The sequence below is a fragment of the Cypionkella sp. PAMC25878 genome (assembly GCF_058135695.1).
The window spans coordinates 996,872-1,013,544 of record NZ_CM176871.1 but is presented as its reverse complement, the minus strand read 5'-3'; the positions used below and the strand labels follow the sequence as shown (position 1 = coordinate 1,013,544).

The following is a 16,673-nucleotide window of genomic DNA, read 5'->3' as shown; positions in this document are numbered from 1 at the left end:
CTCGATTCGTTTGCAAAGGATGTCTCATGCTGAAACTCTCTGGCGTCATGCCTGCCTTGGTCACGCCGTTTGATGCGGCAGGTCAGATCGACTTTGTGGCGTTCAAAACCCATCTCCAGGGGTTGCGCGCGGCGGGCGTGACGGGCTGGGTGCCGTGCGGGTCGTCGGGTGAGTATAACCTGATGTCGGATGCGGAACGTGAGGAGGTTTTGGCGTTTGTGAAGGCGTTTGCGCGGCCAGAAGAGACGTTGATTGCAGGCACCAATGCACCGCATACGGCGGGGGTGATCGCCAATACCAAGCGCGCCAAAGAATTGGGCTATGACACAGTTTTGCTGGCGACGCCATTTTACACCAAGCCGACGCAGGCCGAGTTGATCAAGCATTTCAACGCGGTGCTGGATGCGGTGGATATGAATATCGTGCTGTATTCCTACCCCGACAAGGATGGGGTGGAACTGGGCTGGGAGGTTTTGGATGCGCTGGCGGATCATCCGCGCGTGATCGGGATCAAGGAAAGCTCGGGGTCTTTGCAGCGCGCGATTGGAATTGCAACGCGTTATGCGGGGCGGATTCAGCTGGTGTCGGGGTCGGATGACATTGCGCTGGATTTCATGTTCTGGGGCGCGGACAGTTGGATTTGCGGGCCTGCGAATTGCATGGCACAGGCGGTGTGTGATCTGGACCGGACCTATCGCTCGGGTGATTTGATCAAGGCCAAGGCGCAGATGGCGACGCTGTATACGGCGATGAACATTCTGGAATCCGGCAAGTTTGTACAGAAGCTGAAATATGGCTGCGAATTGCAGGGGGTTCCGGTGGGGGAGTGTCGGATGCCATTGGGGCCGTTGACGGCAGAGGAAAAGGCCAATTTCGCAGCGGCGATGCAGCCGATCATCAACTGGAAATAAGCCATGGTCACGGTTGTCATTGGCGCAGGGATCATCGGCACCGCGATTGCGCATGATCTGCAAAAGCGCGGACGGCAGGTGGTTTTGCTGGACCGCGACGCGCCAGGGCGGGGGGCGTCGTTTGGCAATATGGCCTCGATTGCGGTGACCGAGTTTATGCCCGCCTCGCGCCCCTCGATCTGGCGGCAAATTCCGGGCTGGATGCTGGACCAGGAAGGCCCAGTGCGGGTGCGGCCCGGCTATATGCCGCGTTTGGTGCCGTGGTTTTTGCGGTTTATTGCGGCCTCGCGGCCGAGCAAGTTGCGGGCGTTAGAGGCACAGGGGGCGGCTTTATGCGGGCGAGCGCTGGCAGATACGCTGGCGTTGCTGCGCGAGACGGGGCTTGAGGACCAGATTTCGGAATCGGGGTGTTTGTCGCTGTATACCGATGAGGCAGAGTTTCGGGCGGATCGCGAACATATCGAAATTCTGGAGCGGTTTGGCTTTGCGCATGAGGTGATCGGCGGGGCCGCCCTGCGCGCGTTGGAGCCAGCGCTGTCGGATAAGATCGGCATGGCGGTGCGGTTTCCAGACAATCGCTCGATGAAGGACCCGTATAGGCTGGTGCGGGCCTTGGCCGAACGCTTCCGCGCTTTGGGCGGGCGGATCGAGCAGGGCACGGCGGTGGGGTTTGCGCGCGGCGACCAGATCACGGCGGTCAAGCTGGCGGGTGGCCGCGAGATTGCGGTGGATGAGGTGGTGATCTGCGCGGGGGCGTTCTCGGGCAGGCTGTCGAAGCTGCTGGGCGAGGCTATTCCGCTGGAAACCGAACGCGGCTATCACACGCAAATCATGGCTCCGGGCATCGAGATGCAACACTCGATCATCTGGCCCGCGCGGGCGTTTATGGTGACGCCGACTGCGGGCGGTATTCGGGTGGGCGGCACGGTGGAAATGGCGGGCTTGGATGCGCCGCCGGATTATCGCCGCGCGAAAGTGACGGTGCGCCGGGCGCAAACCGCGCTGCCAGGGCTGCGGTGTGACGATTTCACCGAATGGATGGGCCACCGCCCTGCCCTGCCCGATACGGTGCCGATCCTGTCGGCCTCAGCCAAGACGCGGGGGGTGTTTTACGCCACTGGGCACGGCCATCTGGGGCTAACTTATGCCGCGACCACTGCAAAGGTGATGGGCGATCTGATCACTGGGGGGCGGGCGGAGATTGACCTGCATCCCTACCGCGTTAACCGCTTTTGAAAGGCTGAACATGCAGTTTGAAAACACGCTTGATCTGCTGCTGGTCCATGCACAGGGCGAAATCGGCAAGGTGATTATTGGTGGCGCGCCGGAGATTCCGGGGGCGACGATTCTTGATAAGATGAACCATATCAACATGGTAGATGACAGCCTGCGCCGCTTTGTCACCTTTGAGCCGCGTGCGGGTGTCGCGATGAGCACCAATCTGCTGCTGCCGCCGACCCGCCCGGATGCCGATGCGGCGTTCATCGTGCTGCAACCGGACCGCGCACATCCGATGTCAGGCTCGAACTGCATCTGCGTGGTGACGGCTTTGCTGGAAAGCGGGCGGGTGGCGATGGTGGAGCCTGAAACCGTGGTGCGGTTGGACACGGCGGCGGGGCTGATTGTGGCGCGAGCGCGGTGTGAGAACCGGCGCTGTCTGTCGGTCAGTTTGGACAACGTTCCGGCCTTTGTGCTGGCTTTGGATGCTGAGGTTAAGACCGTTGATTTTGGCGTGATCCGCGCCGATATTGCCTTTGGTGGGGTGTTCTATGCGTTGGTCGATGTCGATCAGATCGGGCTGTCGATTGTGCCCGAAAACGCGCGGGCTTTGGCCGAGGCGGGGATTGCGATCAAGGCGGATTTGCAGGGGCAGATTGAGGTCAGCCATCCCGATATTCCGGGTTTGGATGATGTGGCCTATGTGATGTTTCGCAGTCGTGAGGCCGATGGCAGCATCCGCACCTGTACCACTTTGAAGCCGGGGCGGGTGGATCGCTCGCCTTGTGGCACCGGATCTTCGGCCAATCTCGCGGTGATGTTTGCGCGGGGGGAGGTGGCGGTGGGCGATGCCCGTGTGTCGCGCTCGATCATCGGCGGGACGTTCACGGCGGAAGCGATTGGTGAGGCGGTGGTCGGCAACCGTCGCGCCGTGCTGCCACGCATCACCGGGCAGGGCTGGGTTTACGGGCGCGAACAGTTGCGGATCAGCCCGGATGATCCTTTTGCGCGCGGCTTTGCGCTGTCGGACACTTGGGGCTCGCAGGTGGGCGAGCTATGAGTTTGGCAGGTCGCGCGGTTCTGGTCACCGGAGCAACCGGGGCGATTGGGCAGACGATTTGCGTCGCTCTGGCTGCCGAGGGCGCGCGGGTGGTGATCCACTACGGGCGCAATCGGGCGGCAGCCGAGGCTTTGCTGGCGCAGATCGGCGGGGCGGGTTGGTGCGTTGGGGCGGATTTGGCGACGGCTGAGGGGGCGACGAAGCTTTGGCGGCAGGCCGAGGCTTTGGCGGGGCGCTTGCATGGCTTGGTGAACAATGCTGGCATCCGATCTGAGGTGGCCGTCGATGCACCGCTGGATCAGTGGCAGGCGGTGTGGGAGCGGGAGTTTCGGGTGAATTTCCTTGCTGCGGTCGATCTGACGAAAGCGGCGATCCTGCACTTTCGGGCGCAGGGCGGCGGGCGGATTGTGAATATGGCCAGCCGGGCCGGGCAGCGGGGATATGCCTCAAACGCGATGGCTTATGGGGCCAGCAAGGCCGCGTTGATCAACCTGACGAAATCGGTGGCGCAAAGTCATGGGGGCGAGGGGATCACGGCAGTGGCGATTGCGCCGGGTTGGGTGCGTACCGAGATGGCCGAGGCGTTTATTGCCCAGCATGGTGAGGCTGCGGCACTGGCGGGCATCCCGATTGGCGCGATGGCCGCGGCGGCTGAAATCGGCGAGTTGGTGGCTTTTGCTTTGCGGCCAAGTCAGGCGTCGTTGAACGGGGCGGTGCTGGATGTAAACGGCGGCAGTTATTTGCGCTAGGGGGACGGGATGCGGTTTCAGGATAAAGTGGTGGTGGTGACCGGGGCGGCTGGCGGCATTGGCGGTGCAATTTGCGCGCGCTTTGCCAGTGAAGGGGCTCTGGTTGTCGTGACGGATGTGAACGGTGACGGTGCCGAGACGACGGCTGCGGGTTTGCGGGCCTCGGGTGGTCGGGCGCGCAGTTTTGCGGCGGATATTGGCGCGGCGGAGGGTTGCCGCGCGGTGATCGCCGATGTGATAGCGGTGGAAGGGCGGATTGATGTTTTGTGCAACAATGCCGGGGTTAATCGGCGTGGAAACCTGCTTTCGCTGACGGCTGATGACTGGAATATCTCTTTCGCCATCAACATAGACGCAATGTTTCACCTGTGCCAAGCCGCCTTGCCGCATATGATCGCGGCGGGGGGTGGGGCGATTGTGAACACTGCTTCACAATGGGGTTTGCACCCCGCGCCGAACCACATCGCCTATAACGTCACCAAAGCGGCGGTGGCGAGTTTCACCCAGAACCTTGCCCGCGATTATGCTGCGCAGAAAGTACGCGTCAATGCGGTCTGCCCCGGCGAAATCCACACGCCGATGCTGGAGGCCGGGGTGAAACGATCCGGTCGCACGATCGCCGATCTAGATCGTATGGTGCCTTATGGCCGGATAGGTCGGCCTGAGGAGGTTGCGGCCTTGGTGGCGTTTCTGGCCTCGGATGAGGCGGCGTTCATGTGCGGGTCTTTGGTGGAAATCACCGGGGCGCAGGCGGTCGCGTAAGATTGGGGCTCATGGGGGAATGATGCGGTTAGGGTTTATCGGCACCGGCACGATCACGGCACATATGGTGCGGGGGCTGAAGGCCTCGGCGCTGGCGGAATGGCCGATTGTGCTGTCTCCGCGCAATGAGGCGGTGGCGGCGGAACTGGCTTTGTTGCCGGGTGTAACGGTGGCTGCGAGCAATCAGGCCGTCATTGATCAGTGTGATCTGGTGATCCTCGCGGTGCGTCCGCAGGTGGCGGAGGCGGTGTTTGGGGCTTTGGTTTTCCCGGCAGATCGCCCGGTGATCAGTCTGATCGCGGGGTTGCATATCGGCAAGATCGCCGAATGGACGGGGGCTAAGGATATCGCCCGCGCCATCCCGCTGCCGTTTGTCGAGCGGCATGAAGGGGTGACTCCGGTGTTCCCGCCGCAGCGCCATGCGATGCAGATTTTCGCCGCCTTGGGCACCGCTTTGCCCGTCACCGATCTGGTCGCCTACGATGCCTATGGCGCTGCAAGTGCGCTGATGGCCAGCTATTTCGGCCTGCTGGAAACCGCGGCGGATTGGATGGTGGCGCAGGGCCATCCGCGCCCCGATGCCGTCGCCTATCTGCGCGGGCTGTTTGGCAGTTTGGGCGATGTTTTGCGCGCAGGCCCGGCCTCGTTTGAACAGTTGCGGGAGGATCATTCGACCAAGGGCGGCTTGAATGAAATGATTTTTCAACGCTTCGTGCAAGGTGGCGGCGGGGCGGCGATGGAGGCCGCTTTGACGGCGGCCTTCAAACGGGTGCAGGGCTAGGGCCTCAGGCGTAGATATAGCCACCGGAGACGATGATGTTCTCTCCGGTCATATAGGTGTTGCGCGGCCCGCCTGCCATCAGCACCCATTCGGCCATTTCCTTCGGCTCTCCGCCGCGCCCCAGCGGGCTGGCTTTGGCCAGTTCACCGAGGAAACCCAACTCCCGCGCGCGGTTCGTCGCCATGCCAGCGGGGGCGACCGAGTTCACAAGGATGCCATCGGGCGCGACCTCTTGCGCCATGCTTTTGGTCAAAGACACCACCGCCGCTTTGGTCGCGGCGTAATGCGCGTTCTGCGGATGCGCCTTGAAGGCATCGACCGAGGTGATGTTGACGATGCGGCCGCGGATATGGCCGATAGGGTCTTGGCGCTTCATCTGGCGGATGGCGACGACCATCATGTGATAGGTGCCTTTGACGTTGATGGCGTTGGAGGCATCCCAATCAGCGTCGGAAATCTCAAGAATCGGTTTGCGCGGATAGATTGCGGCGGAATTGATCAGGGTGTCGACGCGGCCCAAAGCCTGCGCAACCGAGGCAAAGGCGGCATGGGCGGCCTCGGCGGTGCGAATGTCGCAGGCGGCAAAGGCGTGCGGCAAGCCTGCGTCGCGGGCGGGGGCCAAGGCAGCCTCGGCGGCTTCGGCGTTCAGATCAATGATACCCAAGGCGGAAGCCCCTTCCGCCACCGCCATTTCGGCCAGCAACGCGCCCAGACCCGCGCCGCCACCGATGATCACAACGGATAAACCCTTCATCTTAAGCCTCTTTCTTCGAGGTGCCTGTGGCGACCCCCTGATAGGTGGGAAGAATATCGAACCGCGCCACGTCGACGGATTGCGGCAGGGCCAGCACGGCGAGCAGCATTGCGGCAACGTCTTCGGGCTGCACAGCTGCGTTGTCCGCATACATCGCGGCGCGGGCCTCGGCGGGCAGCAGGGCGTTGTAGAGCCCGGTCTCTACCCGCCCCGCGACGATCTCGGTTACCCGAACGCCGTGCGGGGCCATGTCTAGGCGCAGGGCTTGGGCGAAGCCGCCGATGGCCGCTTTGGTGGCGCAATAGACCGCGAGATTGGCAAAGGGGGCGTGGCCTGCCGTGGATCCAGTGAAGAAGATATGGCCGTGGGCGCGGGTGCGCATTCCGGGGGCTATGGCGCGGGTCAGCGACAGAACGGCGCGCAGGTTGGTATTGATGGCGTGGTCAATATCGGCGGGGTCGGCATCGCAGAAATTGCCCAAGGGCGGCATCATGCCAGCGTTGTTCACCAGAATATCCGGGGCGAGGTCGGCCAGATCAACCAAGCCTGACGGATCGGTGAGATCAATCTGCCGGGTTTGCAGGCCAAGTGCTGACAGATCGGCCAGCGCGTGGGCGTTGCGGCCCAAAGCCATCACTTGATGGCCTGCGTTATGTAGGGCGATAGCAATCGCGCGGCCAATGCCGCTGGTCGCCCCTGTCACCAATGCCTGCGCCATGCCGCCTCCTGCTTAAACAACGGGCAAAGCCCAGTTTTCACGCGCCACCCAATCGCAGAACGCCGCGATGGCTTTCACCCGGCGGTGCGCTTTTGGCAGCACCAGATAGAACCCCGGGATCTGCGCTTGTGGCATCCCCGCCATCACATCCAGCCCAAACGGGGCGATCAATTTGCCCGAAGCGAGGTCTTCCTCGGCGTCAATGGTGGACAGCAAACCAACCCCCAAGCCCGCCAAAGTTGCCCGCCGCATGGTGGCGGCATCCTGAAACCGCAGCGCGTCGGGGGCATGGATTCCCGTAACGCCAAGGTGCCGCAACACGGGCACCCAGAGGTCAGCCAGCACGGAATGCAGCAGCGGCACGTCGAGCAGATCACCCGGCGCGCGCAGACGCATGGCGAGGTCGGGCGTGCAGCAGATCACCTTTATGTCGCGCAGCAACAGCACCTGATCAAACTGCGTCCAAGTGCCAAAGCCCCATTGGATCGCCACATCGACATCGTCGGCGACGAAATCCGGCAGCTCGACCATCGTGGTCAGCCGCAGATCGGCCCCCGGCATGATCTCACGAAACCGCGCCAGCCGATCCAGCAGGAACCGGGTGGCGAAATACGGGCTGGCGTTGAGGTTGATGCGGTTGCGTTGGCCCAGCTTGGTGACCCGCCGCACGCCCTCGGCAAATTCGTCAAACCCGGCTTGGATGTGATGCGCCAGCAAGATCGCCTGTTCATTCGGCTCAATCGCACGGCCTTTGCGGGCGAAAAGCTCCAACCCCAAGGTGTCTTCCAGCAGTTTGATTTGCTGGCTGACGGCTTGGGGGGTGACGCTTAACTCGTCCGCAGCACCGCGAAAGCTGCGGTGCCGCATCACGGTTTGAAACACCCGCAGCGCGTTCAAAGGGGGAAGGCGCGGCGGGCGGTCCATGGGTTAAATGACGGCCTTTTCAAGAAACGGGCGGTTTTCGACGATGCGTTCATAGCCGACTTCGCTGAGGTCCAGCGTGCGGTAGCCGCCGTAGATGATCAGTTCCGACACCGCTCGGCCTGCGGCGGGGCCTTGCTGCAAGCCGTGGCCAGAGAAGCCGTTGGCGAAGACAAAGTTGCACACCTGTGGATGGCGGCCCACGACAAGGTTGTGGTCGAGGGTGTTGAAATCGTAGTGGCCGGCCCATTGGTTGACGACTTTGATCGCCTCAAACCCCTGCGCGCGGTTGGCCAGCGCGGGCCAGATGATGTCTTCAAATTCTTCATAGCGGGGCTCAAAATCATCCCAATCCACGGCGGGGTCTTCGACGGGGACGGCCCCTGTCAGGAAAAAGCGGCCCTCGGGGCGGCAGAACACGCCGGAGGGGTCGATCATCAACGGCAGGCGGCCTTGGTTGACGGTGGCGCTGCCTTCCGGGGATTTGGCGCAGTCGAACACGAATAGGGTGCGTTTGCGGGGCTCGACGGGGATGACGAGACCAGCCATCCGGGCGGTGAGGGCGGCGCGGGGGCCGGAGGCGTTCACTACGGTTCCGGCTTGGATCGTGGCGCCGGATTTGAGCGTGACAGAGGTGACGGTATCGGCAGCGCGACCGATGGCCGTGACCTCATCGGTGATCACATCGGCCCCCAAGGACCGCGCCTTATTGCGGAAGCCGGACATGATGCCGGTGTTGTTGAACCAGCCTTCGCCGGATTGGCCGTAGCTTGCCAGCCGGATATCGTCGACATTCAGGTGCGGGAAGGCTGTGGCCAGTTGGTCTTGATCCCACAGCACGGTATCGGCCCCGCAGGCGCGCTGCACCTCGTGGCTTTCGCGCAGGATTTGTTCCTGTTCGGGGGTGCCTGCGAGGTAAAGATAGCCGCCGGAGTGGAAATTCAGGTCAGGCTTGTCGTCACCGACCTGCATGGTTTCCGGGAAATCTTTGATGAACTGATAGCCGAACTGGCTGATCTTCACGTTGATCGCATTGGAGAACTGGGTGCGGATTGAGGCTGCCGACAGCGAGGTTGAGGCCTTGGCATAGGTTGGGTCGCGTTCGACCACCAGAACCGAGCCGTTGAAATCCGGGTTCGCCATCAGGAAATAGGCCACAGCCGAGCCGATCACCGCCCCGCCCACGATCACCACATCATACTGCGCTTTCATTTTGTATCCTTATCGTCGGGGTGTCCCAAATCTACAAACCAACCGCCCAGATGCCGCACGGCGGAGGCTTTCGGATCGGGCATGTCAGTGCGCGCCTCTACCCCGGCGCGGAAGGGTTCTGACGTGTCTTTTGCCTGATAGCCGAGGTGCGCCGCAAGGCGATTGTCGACGGTTTTCACGGTGTTATCCGACAGCCCGAAGCTGACGGTGAAGCCCACACGCGGGGCGGTCAGGGCGGCGGTAACAAGGCGGATGCAGTCGTCGAAGGACAGGTAGGACCACAGCATCCGGCGGTCTGCGGGTTCGGGGAACGACGAGAAGATGCGCAGTGCTGCGGTTTCAATCCCGAATTTGTCCCAGTAGAGGCGGCCCAAGTCTTCGACGAAGCATTTCGACAGGCCATAGAGGCCGTCGGGGCGGTGCGGGGCATTGGCGTCGATCTGGGTTTCTAAGTCGTGATAGCCGATGGCATGGACGGAGGAGGCGTAGACTATGCGTTTGACGCCCGCTTTGCGCGCGCCTTCGTAGATGTGATAGCTGCCGCGAATGTTGGCGTTGAGGATGCTATCCCAAGACCGCTCCATCGGAACGCCGCCGAAATGCACAATAACGTCAACGCCTTGGGTGAGGGACAGGATCGCGGATTCATCGGAGAGGTCGCAGATGATGGCGTCTTCATTGGGTTGCAGGTCTTTGATCTCGGCCACATCCGCCAGCCGCAGGCGCCGCGCCAAGGGGGCCAGACCCCGGCGCAATTCGGTGCCCAAACGGCCCGCCGCGCCGGTGATCAGAATGGTGTCAAAGCACGGGGTCATTTCGCCTCCAGCGCCGCGACTGCGGTTTTGATGCGGCTGATCGCTTCGGCCAAAACCGCGTCAGAGGTGGCGGTGGAGATGCGGAAGAACGGCGAGAGGCCATAGGCTGCGCCGGGGACGGCGGCGACGCGGGCTTCGGTCAGCAGGTATTGGGTGACGGCAGTGTCGTCGGTAAGGGTTTCGCCTTTGGGCGTGCGCTTTCCGATCAGGCCCGCGCAACCGATATAGGCGTAGAACGCGCCTTCGGGCGGGGCGAGGCTCAGGCCAGGGATGGTTTTGATGCCTATGACGACCAGATCGCGGCGACGTTCAAAGGCGGTGCGGAACTGGGCGATGCAATCTTGTGGGCCGGTCAGCGCGGCGAGGGCTGCCGCTTGCATTGGCGCGGCGACCGAGGTGACGGATTGGCTTTGCACGGTGTTCATCGCTTTGAGAAGGGGTGCGGGGCCTGCCGCGTAACCGACACGCCAGCCGGTCATCGCATAGGCTTTCGCCACGCCGTTGACGATCAAGGTGCGGTCGCGCAGATCTGGGCAGGCTGCGCCGAAGCTGGTGAAGGTACGGTTGTCGAACAGGATGTGTTCGTAGATTTCATCCGACAGGATCAGCACTTGCGGGTGGCGGGCGAGGACTGCGCCCAAGGCCTGCAACTCTGCCGCCGAGTAGACCGCGCCCGAGGGGTTGCCCGGCATGTTCAGAAACAGCCATTTGGTGCGGGGGGTGATGACGGCCTCCAGCAGGTCCGGCGTCAGGCGGAAGCCGGTTTCCGCCGGGCACGCGGGGGTGATCGGCACGCCGCCCAGCAGTTTGACCATCTCGGGGTAGGACACGAAATAGGGTGTCGGCAAGATGGCTTCGTCGCCGGGATTTAGCGTCGCCAGCAGCACGTTGAAGATGATCTGCTTGGCACCATTGGCGACGGTGATTTCATCGGCACTATAGTCCAAGCCGTTCTCGCGCCTGAGTTTTTCCGCCACCGCTGCCCGCAGCGCAGGGGTGCCTGCCGATGCGGTATAGAGTGTCTCGCCCGCCGACGCCGCTTTGAACGCCGCTTCCACCACATGCGCGGGGGTTGGGAAATCGGGCTCTCCTAAGCCTAGGTCGATCACATCGACACCCTGCGCGCGCAGGGCTTTGGCGGCCATCGACACCGCCATTGAGGCCGAGGGTTTCACCACCGCTAGCCGATCCGCAACGTAATTCATGGCTTGTTCCCCAAATCTTGGCCCGTCACATAACCCTTGGCGGCATCATCCGCCCGCGCATCCGCGTTGCGCGCTTCCGGCGCACCGTAGCCGCCGCCACCGGGAAGATGAAGGATCAACCGACGCCCCTGCGGCACATGCTGCCAGCCTTTCGGCTTAAGCTGGGTGCCATCATCCAGCGCCACGATGCCAGCCGCCCCTGCCCCGCCGCCATCGCGGCCCGCTGCCGGGTGATTGACGCGATCAAACATTGCCGAGAAGTCGAATTCGTGACCCGGTGCAGGTTCGATTTCGATGATCTGCCCCAAGCCGCCGCGAAACTGGCCATCGCCGCCGGAGTCGGGTCGCAGCTCCTTACGCCAGACCACGATCGGCCCGGTATGCTCGGTCGCCTCAATCGGCATGGTCATCACGCCGGAGGGGAAGGCGGTGGCGGACAGCCCATCGAGGCTAGGACGCGCGCCCATGCCGCCGGAGTTGAACATCAGGATTTCGGCGCGCCGCCCTTTGGTTCCGGCGACAGGACGCACCGACATATGGATATTCCATAGGGCCGCAGCCCCTTCGGCCAGCACCTGCCCCGGCAGGGCTTTCGCCAAAGCGCCCAGCACCAGATCGGGCACCATATGGCCGATGACGTGCCGCACAGCGACCGGCGCAGGCCGTGCGGCGTTCAGGATATTTTCTGGCGCGGAAATGGTGAACAGGGCAAGCGAGGCCCAGTTGTTCGGAATATCGGGGGCGATCACGCATTTCAACGCATAGCAGGCATAGGCCTTGGTGTAGATGATCGGCACGTTGATGCCGTAGCGGCTGGCGGGATCAGAGCCTGCGAAATCGACGTTAACCTGATCGCCTTTGATCTCGACCTGCGCCACCAGTTTCACGGGGGCGTCATAGCCATCGGTCAAGAGTTCATTCGTCCAAGCGCCTTGCGGCAAAGCGCGGATACGCTCCAAAGTCGCAGCATGGGTGCGGGAGAAGATGAAATCGCCCAAGGCATTGAGCGAGGTGAGGCCGATTTCCTGCATCATCGCCACCAGGCGGCGGTGGCCGACATCATTGCAGGCGGCGAGCGAGTAGAAATCACCCACCACCTGATTGGGTTCGCGCACATTGGCGCGCAGCAGGCGCACGAGGTCGGCATTCACCACACCCTTGTCGGCGAATTTCATGATCGGAATCTGGATGCCTTCTTCATAGACCGACTTGGCATCCGCGCCAAAGCCCCGACCGCCGACATCGACTACATGCGCGGTACAGGCGAAGAAGCCGACCAGATTGGCACCAAGGAACGAGGGCGAGACCATGGTGATATCATGCAGATGCCCGGTGCCCTTCCACGGGTCATTCGTCACATAGGTATCGCCCGCAAACATATTTTCCCGGCCAATCTCGGCGATGAAATGCAGCACCGCCTCGGCCATCGTATTCACATGCCCGGGCGTGCCGGTGACAGCCTGCGCCAGCATCCGGCCCTGTGGGTCAAAGACTCCGGCGGACAAATCGCCCGCTTCCCGCACGCTAGTGGAAAATGCCGTGCGCAACAGGGTCAGCGCCTGTTCCTCGACCACCGAGATCAGGCGGTTCCACATCACCTGCATCCGAATATCGCGGGTCTGGTCGCTCATCGCGCACCCCCTTTGCGGCTCAACAGCAAGCTGCCGTCACTTTGCATCACCACGTCGAAAGGCGCGGTGACGACGGTGGAGGTTTCACGTTCGACAATCACCGCCGGGCCTTGCACGCGCGCTCCGGGGCGCAAGTCCCTGCGATCTATGATTGCGGTCTCCATGAACTCCCCCCGAGACGGGTCGAACACCGGACGTGAGAGTTTGCGCCCAACCTCCGACCCGCCCGAGATGAGTGCGATCTGGTCAGGCGCAGCACGCTGGTCTTGCGCCTTGACCGACCATGTGACGATTTCAATTTCCAAGCCATCCAGACCCTCAATCGCCCGACCAAAGAACCGCGCGTAATTCTCGCAGAACTTTTCGCGCAGCATGTCGGCATCAACATCGGTAAAATTGCGGTCCGGCAGCGTGACGGGAATCTCCCACCCCTGCCCGACATAGCGCATGAACGCCGTGATCTCGCACTGGATCGCAGCGCTGGTGCCTGCGCGCACGAAACCCGTCGCCGTAGCCTTCAACCCCACGATCAAGGCGTTCACCGCCGCCGCCTGAAACGCCGCCAGCCGCAGGATATGCGAGGCCAAAGCCTCATAGCCAAATGGGGCTTTCAGGAAGCCGATGGCGGAACCAACCCCCGCACCGACCGGGATCAGGCATTGGTCGATGCCCAGTTTCTCGCAGAGGCGGGCGGCGTGCAGGGGGGCGGCACCGCCGAAAGCGATCATCACATTGTCCGAGATATTCTTGCCATTTTCCACTGCATGAACGCGGGCGGCATTGGCCATATTCTCATCGACCACCTCGCAGATGCCAAAGGCGGCAGAGGTGGCGTCAAGGTTGAGTTTGTCGCCGACATCCCGCAGGATTGCGCCACTTGCAGCATCGGTGGAAAGCCTGATCGCGCCGCCTGCGAAGTTATCGGCATCAAGTTTGCCCAGCACCAAATCAGCATCTGTGATCGCGGGATGCAAGCCGCCACGTTGATAGCAGGCTGGCCCCGGATCTGACCCTGCCGACTCTGGCCCGGTCTGAATCCGCCCCATCGCATCGACCCACGCCAGAGAACCGCCCCCCGCGCCGATCTCGATCATCTCGATCACCGGGATCGAAATCGGCATCCCCGAGCCTTTGGCGAAACGATAGGTCCGCGCCACTTCAAAGCTGCGGGCAGTTTTGGGGGCGTAGTCTTCGATCAGGCAGATTTTCGCGGTGGTGCCACCCATATCATAGCTGACAACCTTTTTCAGCCCGAACCGTTGCGCAACGTCGGCTGCAAAAATCGCGCCCCCGGCTGGGCCGCTTTCGACCAAACGCACCGGGAACTCCGACGCGGTTTCCACGCTGATCAAACCGCCGCCGGAGTGGATCATAAACACCGGGCAAGTCGCACCTAGCGCTTTGAGGCGAGCTTGCAGGCGGGTCAGATAGTCGGCCATCTGGGGGCGGACATAGGCGTTGGCGCAGACGGTGTTGAAGCGTTCAAACTCGCGCATTTGCGGCGAGACTTCGGCGGAAATGCTGATCGGAACTGCGACCTTCGCCGCAATTATCTCCCGCGCCCGCTGCTCATGCGCCGGGTTCATATAGGAGTGAATGAAGCCAATCGCCACTGCGCCAAAGCCAGCGTCGGCGATGTGATCTGCCAAAGTTTCAAGGGCTGCTTCGTCGAGCGGGGCGAGCTCCTGCCCCTGTGCGCCGATGCGGCCCCGTATGGCAAAACGATCCTCACGCGGGATCAGTGGTTTGGGCAGAACCATGTTCAGATCATACTGCGCAAAGCGATTTTCCGTGCGCATTTCAATGACATCGCGGAAACCTTCGGTGGTGACAAAGGCGGTCTTTGCCCCCCGGCGTTCGATCAAGGCGTTGGTCGCCAAAGTGGTGCCGTGGATCACGATATCCAGATCGGCGAGGGTAATTCCGGCCTCAGCCAGCACCGCGTCGATACCGTCAAGGATGGCTTGTTCGGGGGCTGCGTAGTTGGTCAGCACTTTGGTCGAGAACATCCGGCCCCGACATTCCAGCGCAATATCGGTGAAGGTGCCGCCGATGTCCGCGCCCAAACGGATGGGCGCGCTCATGCCTTGGCCGCCTGCGCTGCGGCGCGCATTTGGGATAGGGTTTGGCGCGGGGTGATGGCTTCGGGCGAGACGTTCAGGTCCAGCACCGCGCCTGAGTCCGAGGCCAAGGCGCGGGCGAAGGCGGCGGCGAAATCTTCAGTGCGCTCTACCCGTTCGGCGTGGAAACCGTAGGCGCGGGCGAGGGCTGCGAAGTCGGGGTTTACCATCGTCGTGCCAGAAACCCGCGCCGGGTAGTGACGTTCCTGGTGGGCGCGAATGGTGCCGTAGATGCCGTTGTTGACGATCAGAATGATCGGCTGCGCGCCTGCTTGGGCGGCGGTGGCGAGCTCTTGGCAGTTCATTTGAAAATCGCCGTCTCCGGCAAAACAGACCACACGGCGGGCGGGATAGGCCACCTTGGCGGCAATCGCCGCAGGCACACCGTAGCCCATAGCACCCGATTGCGGGGCAAGCAGGCGGGCATTTTTTCCGAATTTGAAAAACTTATTCGGCCAGACCGTGAAATTCCCCGCGCCATTGGTCAGGATCACATCTTCGGGCAGGATTTCGCGCAAATGAGCGGTGACGGCGACCATATCCACCGGGGAGGGCTGGGCTGGGGCGGAGAAGCTGGCCTCGTAGGCTGCGCGGGCCTTGCTGCGCCAGTCGGACCATGCGCCTTGCAGCGGGGTGAGGGTGCTGGCGAAGGCGTTGGGGCCGGAGTGGATGCCGATAACTGGCTGATAAATCTTGCCGATTTCACGATCAGATCCATGCACATGGATCAATTTCTGCACTGGGTTCGGCACCGAAAGCAGGGTGTAACCATCAGTTGTCATCTCACCAAACCGCACGTTGATCGCGAGGATTACATCGGCGTCGCAGATCAGGGCTTTGGCATGGGGCAGCATCCCGACGCCCGCTTCACCCGTGAAGACGGGGGAAAAGTTGTCGAACTGATCCTGAAACCGGAAGGCGGCCAGCACGGGAATATCCGACGCTTCGGCGAAATTTTGCAAGGTGGCACGGCCTGCATCCGTCCAGTTGGTGCCGCCCATCAGGATCAGCGGCCGCTGCGCGGATGCAAGCAGGGCGAGGGTTTCAGCGATGGTGTCGGGAGACGCTGCGGGTTCCGCGATACGCGCGGGGGCGGTCAGCGGCGGGGTGTCGGTCAGGCTGGTCAGCATATCCTCGGGCAGTGCGATCACCACCGGGCCGGGGCGGCCTGTGGTGGCAGTGACCCAAGCGCGGGCGAGAATTTCGGGGATACGCTCGACCCGGTCAATCTCAACCGCCCATTTAGCCATCGTGCCGAACACCGCACGGTAGTCGAGTTCCTGAAACGCCTCGCGCCCCTTCATGTCGGTGCCGACTTGGCCGACGAACAGGATCATCGGCGATGAATCCTGCATCGCGGTGTGCACGCCGATCGACGCATTGGTCGCCCCCGGCCCGCGTGTGACCATGCAGATGCCGGGCGTTCCGGTCAGCTTGCCGTAGGCCGAAGCCATGAAAGCCGCACCGCCTTCGTTGCGGCAGAGGATGAAATCAAGCTGGCCTTGGGTGTCGTGCAGCGCATCCAGCACCGCAAGATAGCTTTCACCGGGAACGCCGAAGGCCTTGGATGCGCCCAAGGCAACCAAAGAGGAAACCAGTAACTGCCCGCCGTTTTGCATCGCCCGCCCCTTGATCACTTGGGTGTATCCTGCGCTGGCGCGGGGCAAAGGGAAATGAAGAAGTGTAAGCGATTGGCAAGTTTTACTTGTCTATATGCCGACGCAGAGATGCCGGATGGCTGGATCAAATCGGTGGCAAAGCGCAAGCAAGTCTTAACATAGGCTTAAAACGCTCACCCTAACCATCTGTTTCAAAA

General features: G+C 62.3%; 15 protein-coding genes. 6 read left to right on the top strand and 9 right to left on the bottom strand.

The features are described from left to right. Positions 1-26 precede the first annotated feature (26 nt). From ACS5RD_RS04685 to ACS5RD_RS04660, 6 genes are read left to right on the top strand one after another with little or no spacing between them, the layout of a single operon-like run. Positions 27-911 (top strand): dihydrodipicolinate synthase family protein, encoded by an 885-nt coding sequence (locus ACS5RD_RS04685; RefSeq protein WP_489930212.1) that lies wholly within the window; start codon positions 27-29, stop codon positions 909-911. 3 nt (positions 912-914) lie between these two features. Then, on the top strand, positions 915-2,147 hold the full coding sequence (locus ACS5RD_RS04680; protein WP_489930211.1) for an NAD(P)/FAD-dependent oxidoreductase: 1,233 nt from the start codon (positions 915-917) through the stop codon (positions 2,145-2,147). A gap of 10 nt (positions 2,148-2,157) precedes the next feature. Beyond that, the gene (locus ACS5RD_RS04675) at positions 2,158-3,189 is read left to right on the top strand and encodes a proline racemase family protein (protein WP_489930210.1); all 1,032 of its coding nucleotides are present in this window, start codon (positions 2,158-2,160) and stop codon (positions 3,187-3,189) included. Continuing rightward, positions 3,186-3,938, top strand: coding sequence for an SDR family NAD(P)-dependent oxidoreductase (locus tag ACS5RD_RS04670; protein ID WP_489930209.1), 753 nt, complete (start codon positions 3,186-3,188; stop codon positions 3,936-3,938). The genes ACS5RD_RS04675 and ACS5RD_RS04670 overlap by 4 nt, the downstream gene beginning before the upstream one ends. A gap of 9 nt (positions 3,939-3,947) precedes the next feature. After that, entirely contained in the window at positions 3,948-4,700 is a 753-nt protein-coding gene (locus ACS5RD_RS04665) for an SDR family NAD(P)-dependent oxidoreductase (RefSeq protein WP_489930208.1), read from the top strand. A gap of 22 nt (positions 4,701-4,722) precedes the next feature. Further along, on the top strand, positions 4,723-5,481 hold the full coding sequence (locus tag ACS5RD_RS04660; RefSeq protein ID WP_489930207.1) for a pyrroline-5-carboxylate reductase: 759 nt from the start codon (positions 4,723-4,725) through the stop codon (positions 5,479-5,481). 4 nt (positions 5,482-5,485) lie between these two features. Here the strand turns inward: ACS5RD_RS04660 and ACS5RD_RS04655 are convergent, their stop codons facing one another. Genes ACS5RD_RS04655 through ACS5RD_RS04615 form a run of 9 tightly spaced genes read right to left on the bottom strand, consistent with a single transcriptional unit; the run spans position 5,486 to position 16,476 of the window. Then, the gene (locus ACS5RD_RS04655; protein ID WP_489930206.1) at positions 5,486-6,235 is read right to left on the bottom strand and encodes an SDR family NAD(P)-dependent oxidoreductase; all 750 of its coding nucleotides are present in this window, start codon (positions 6,233-6,235) and stop codon (positions 5,486-5,488) included. Position 6,236: 1 nt separating this feature from the next. After that, a complete protein-coding gene (locus tag ACS5RD_RS04650) occupies positions 6,237-6,953 on the bottom strand; it encodes an SDR family oxidoreductase (RefSeq protein WP_489930205.1) in 717 nt (238 codons plus the stop codon). A 12-nt stretch (positions 6,954-6,965) separates the two neighbouring features. Then, on the bottom strand, positions 6,966-7,877 hold the full coding sequence (locus tag ACS5RD_RS04645; protein ID WP_054005903.1) for a LysR substrate-binding domain-containing protein: 912 nt from the start codon (positions 7,875-7,877) through the stop codon (positions 6,966-6,968). Positions 7,878-7,880: 3 nt separating this feature from the next. Continuing rightward, complete coding sequence (locus tag ACS5RD_RS04640) at positions 7,881-9,086, bottom strand: NAD(P)/FAD-dependent oxidoreductase (RefSeq protein WP_489930204.1); 1,206 nt, start codon at positions 9,084-9,086, stop codon at positions 7,881-7,883. Then, positions 9,083-9,901: an NAD-dependent epimerase/dehydratase family protein gene (locus tag ACS5RD_RS04635; protein ID WP_489930203.1), complete on the bottom strand. Its 819-nt coding sequence runs from the start codon at positions 9,899-9,901 to the stop codon at positions 9,083-9,085. Before ACS5RD_RS04635 ends, ACS5RD_RS04640 begins: the two co-directional genes overlap by 4 nt. Further along, entirely contained in the window at positions 9,898-11,106 is a 1,209-nt protein-coding gene (locus ACS5RD_RS04630; protein WP_489930202.1) for a pyridoxal phosphate-dependent aminotransferase, read from the bottom strand. Before ACS5RD_RS04630 ends, ACS5RD_RS04635 begins: the two co-directional genes overlap by 4 nt. Further along, positions 11,103-12,737 carry a hydantoinase B/oxoprolinase family protein gene (locus tag ACS5RD_RS04625; protein ID WP_489930201.1) on the bottom strand — a complete coding sequence of 545 codons (1,635 nt, stop codon included), beginning with the start codon at positions 12,735-12,737 and terminating at the stop codon, positions 11,103-11,105. The genes ACS5RD_RS04630 and ACS5RD_RS04625 overlap by 4 nt, the downstream gene beginning before the upstream one ends. Further along, entirely contained in the window at positions 12,734-14,821 is a 2,088-nt protein-coding gene (locus ACS5RD_RS04620) for a hydantoinase/oxoprolinase family protein (protein WP_489930200.1), read from the bottom strand. Before ACS5RD_RS04620 ends, ACS5RD_RS04625 begins: the two co-directional genes overlap by 4 nt. Then, positions 14,818-16,476, bottom strand: a complete 1,659-nt coding sequence (locus ACS5RD_RS04615; RefSeq protein WP_489931332.1) for a thiamine pyrophosphate-dependent enzyme — start codon at positions 16,474-16,476, stop codon at positions 14,818-14,820. Before ACS5RD_RS04615 ends, ACS5RD_RS04620 begins: the two co-directional genes overlap by 4 nt. Positions 16,477-16,673: the final 197 nt, after the last annotated feature.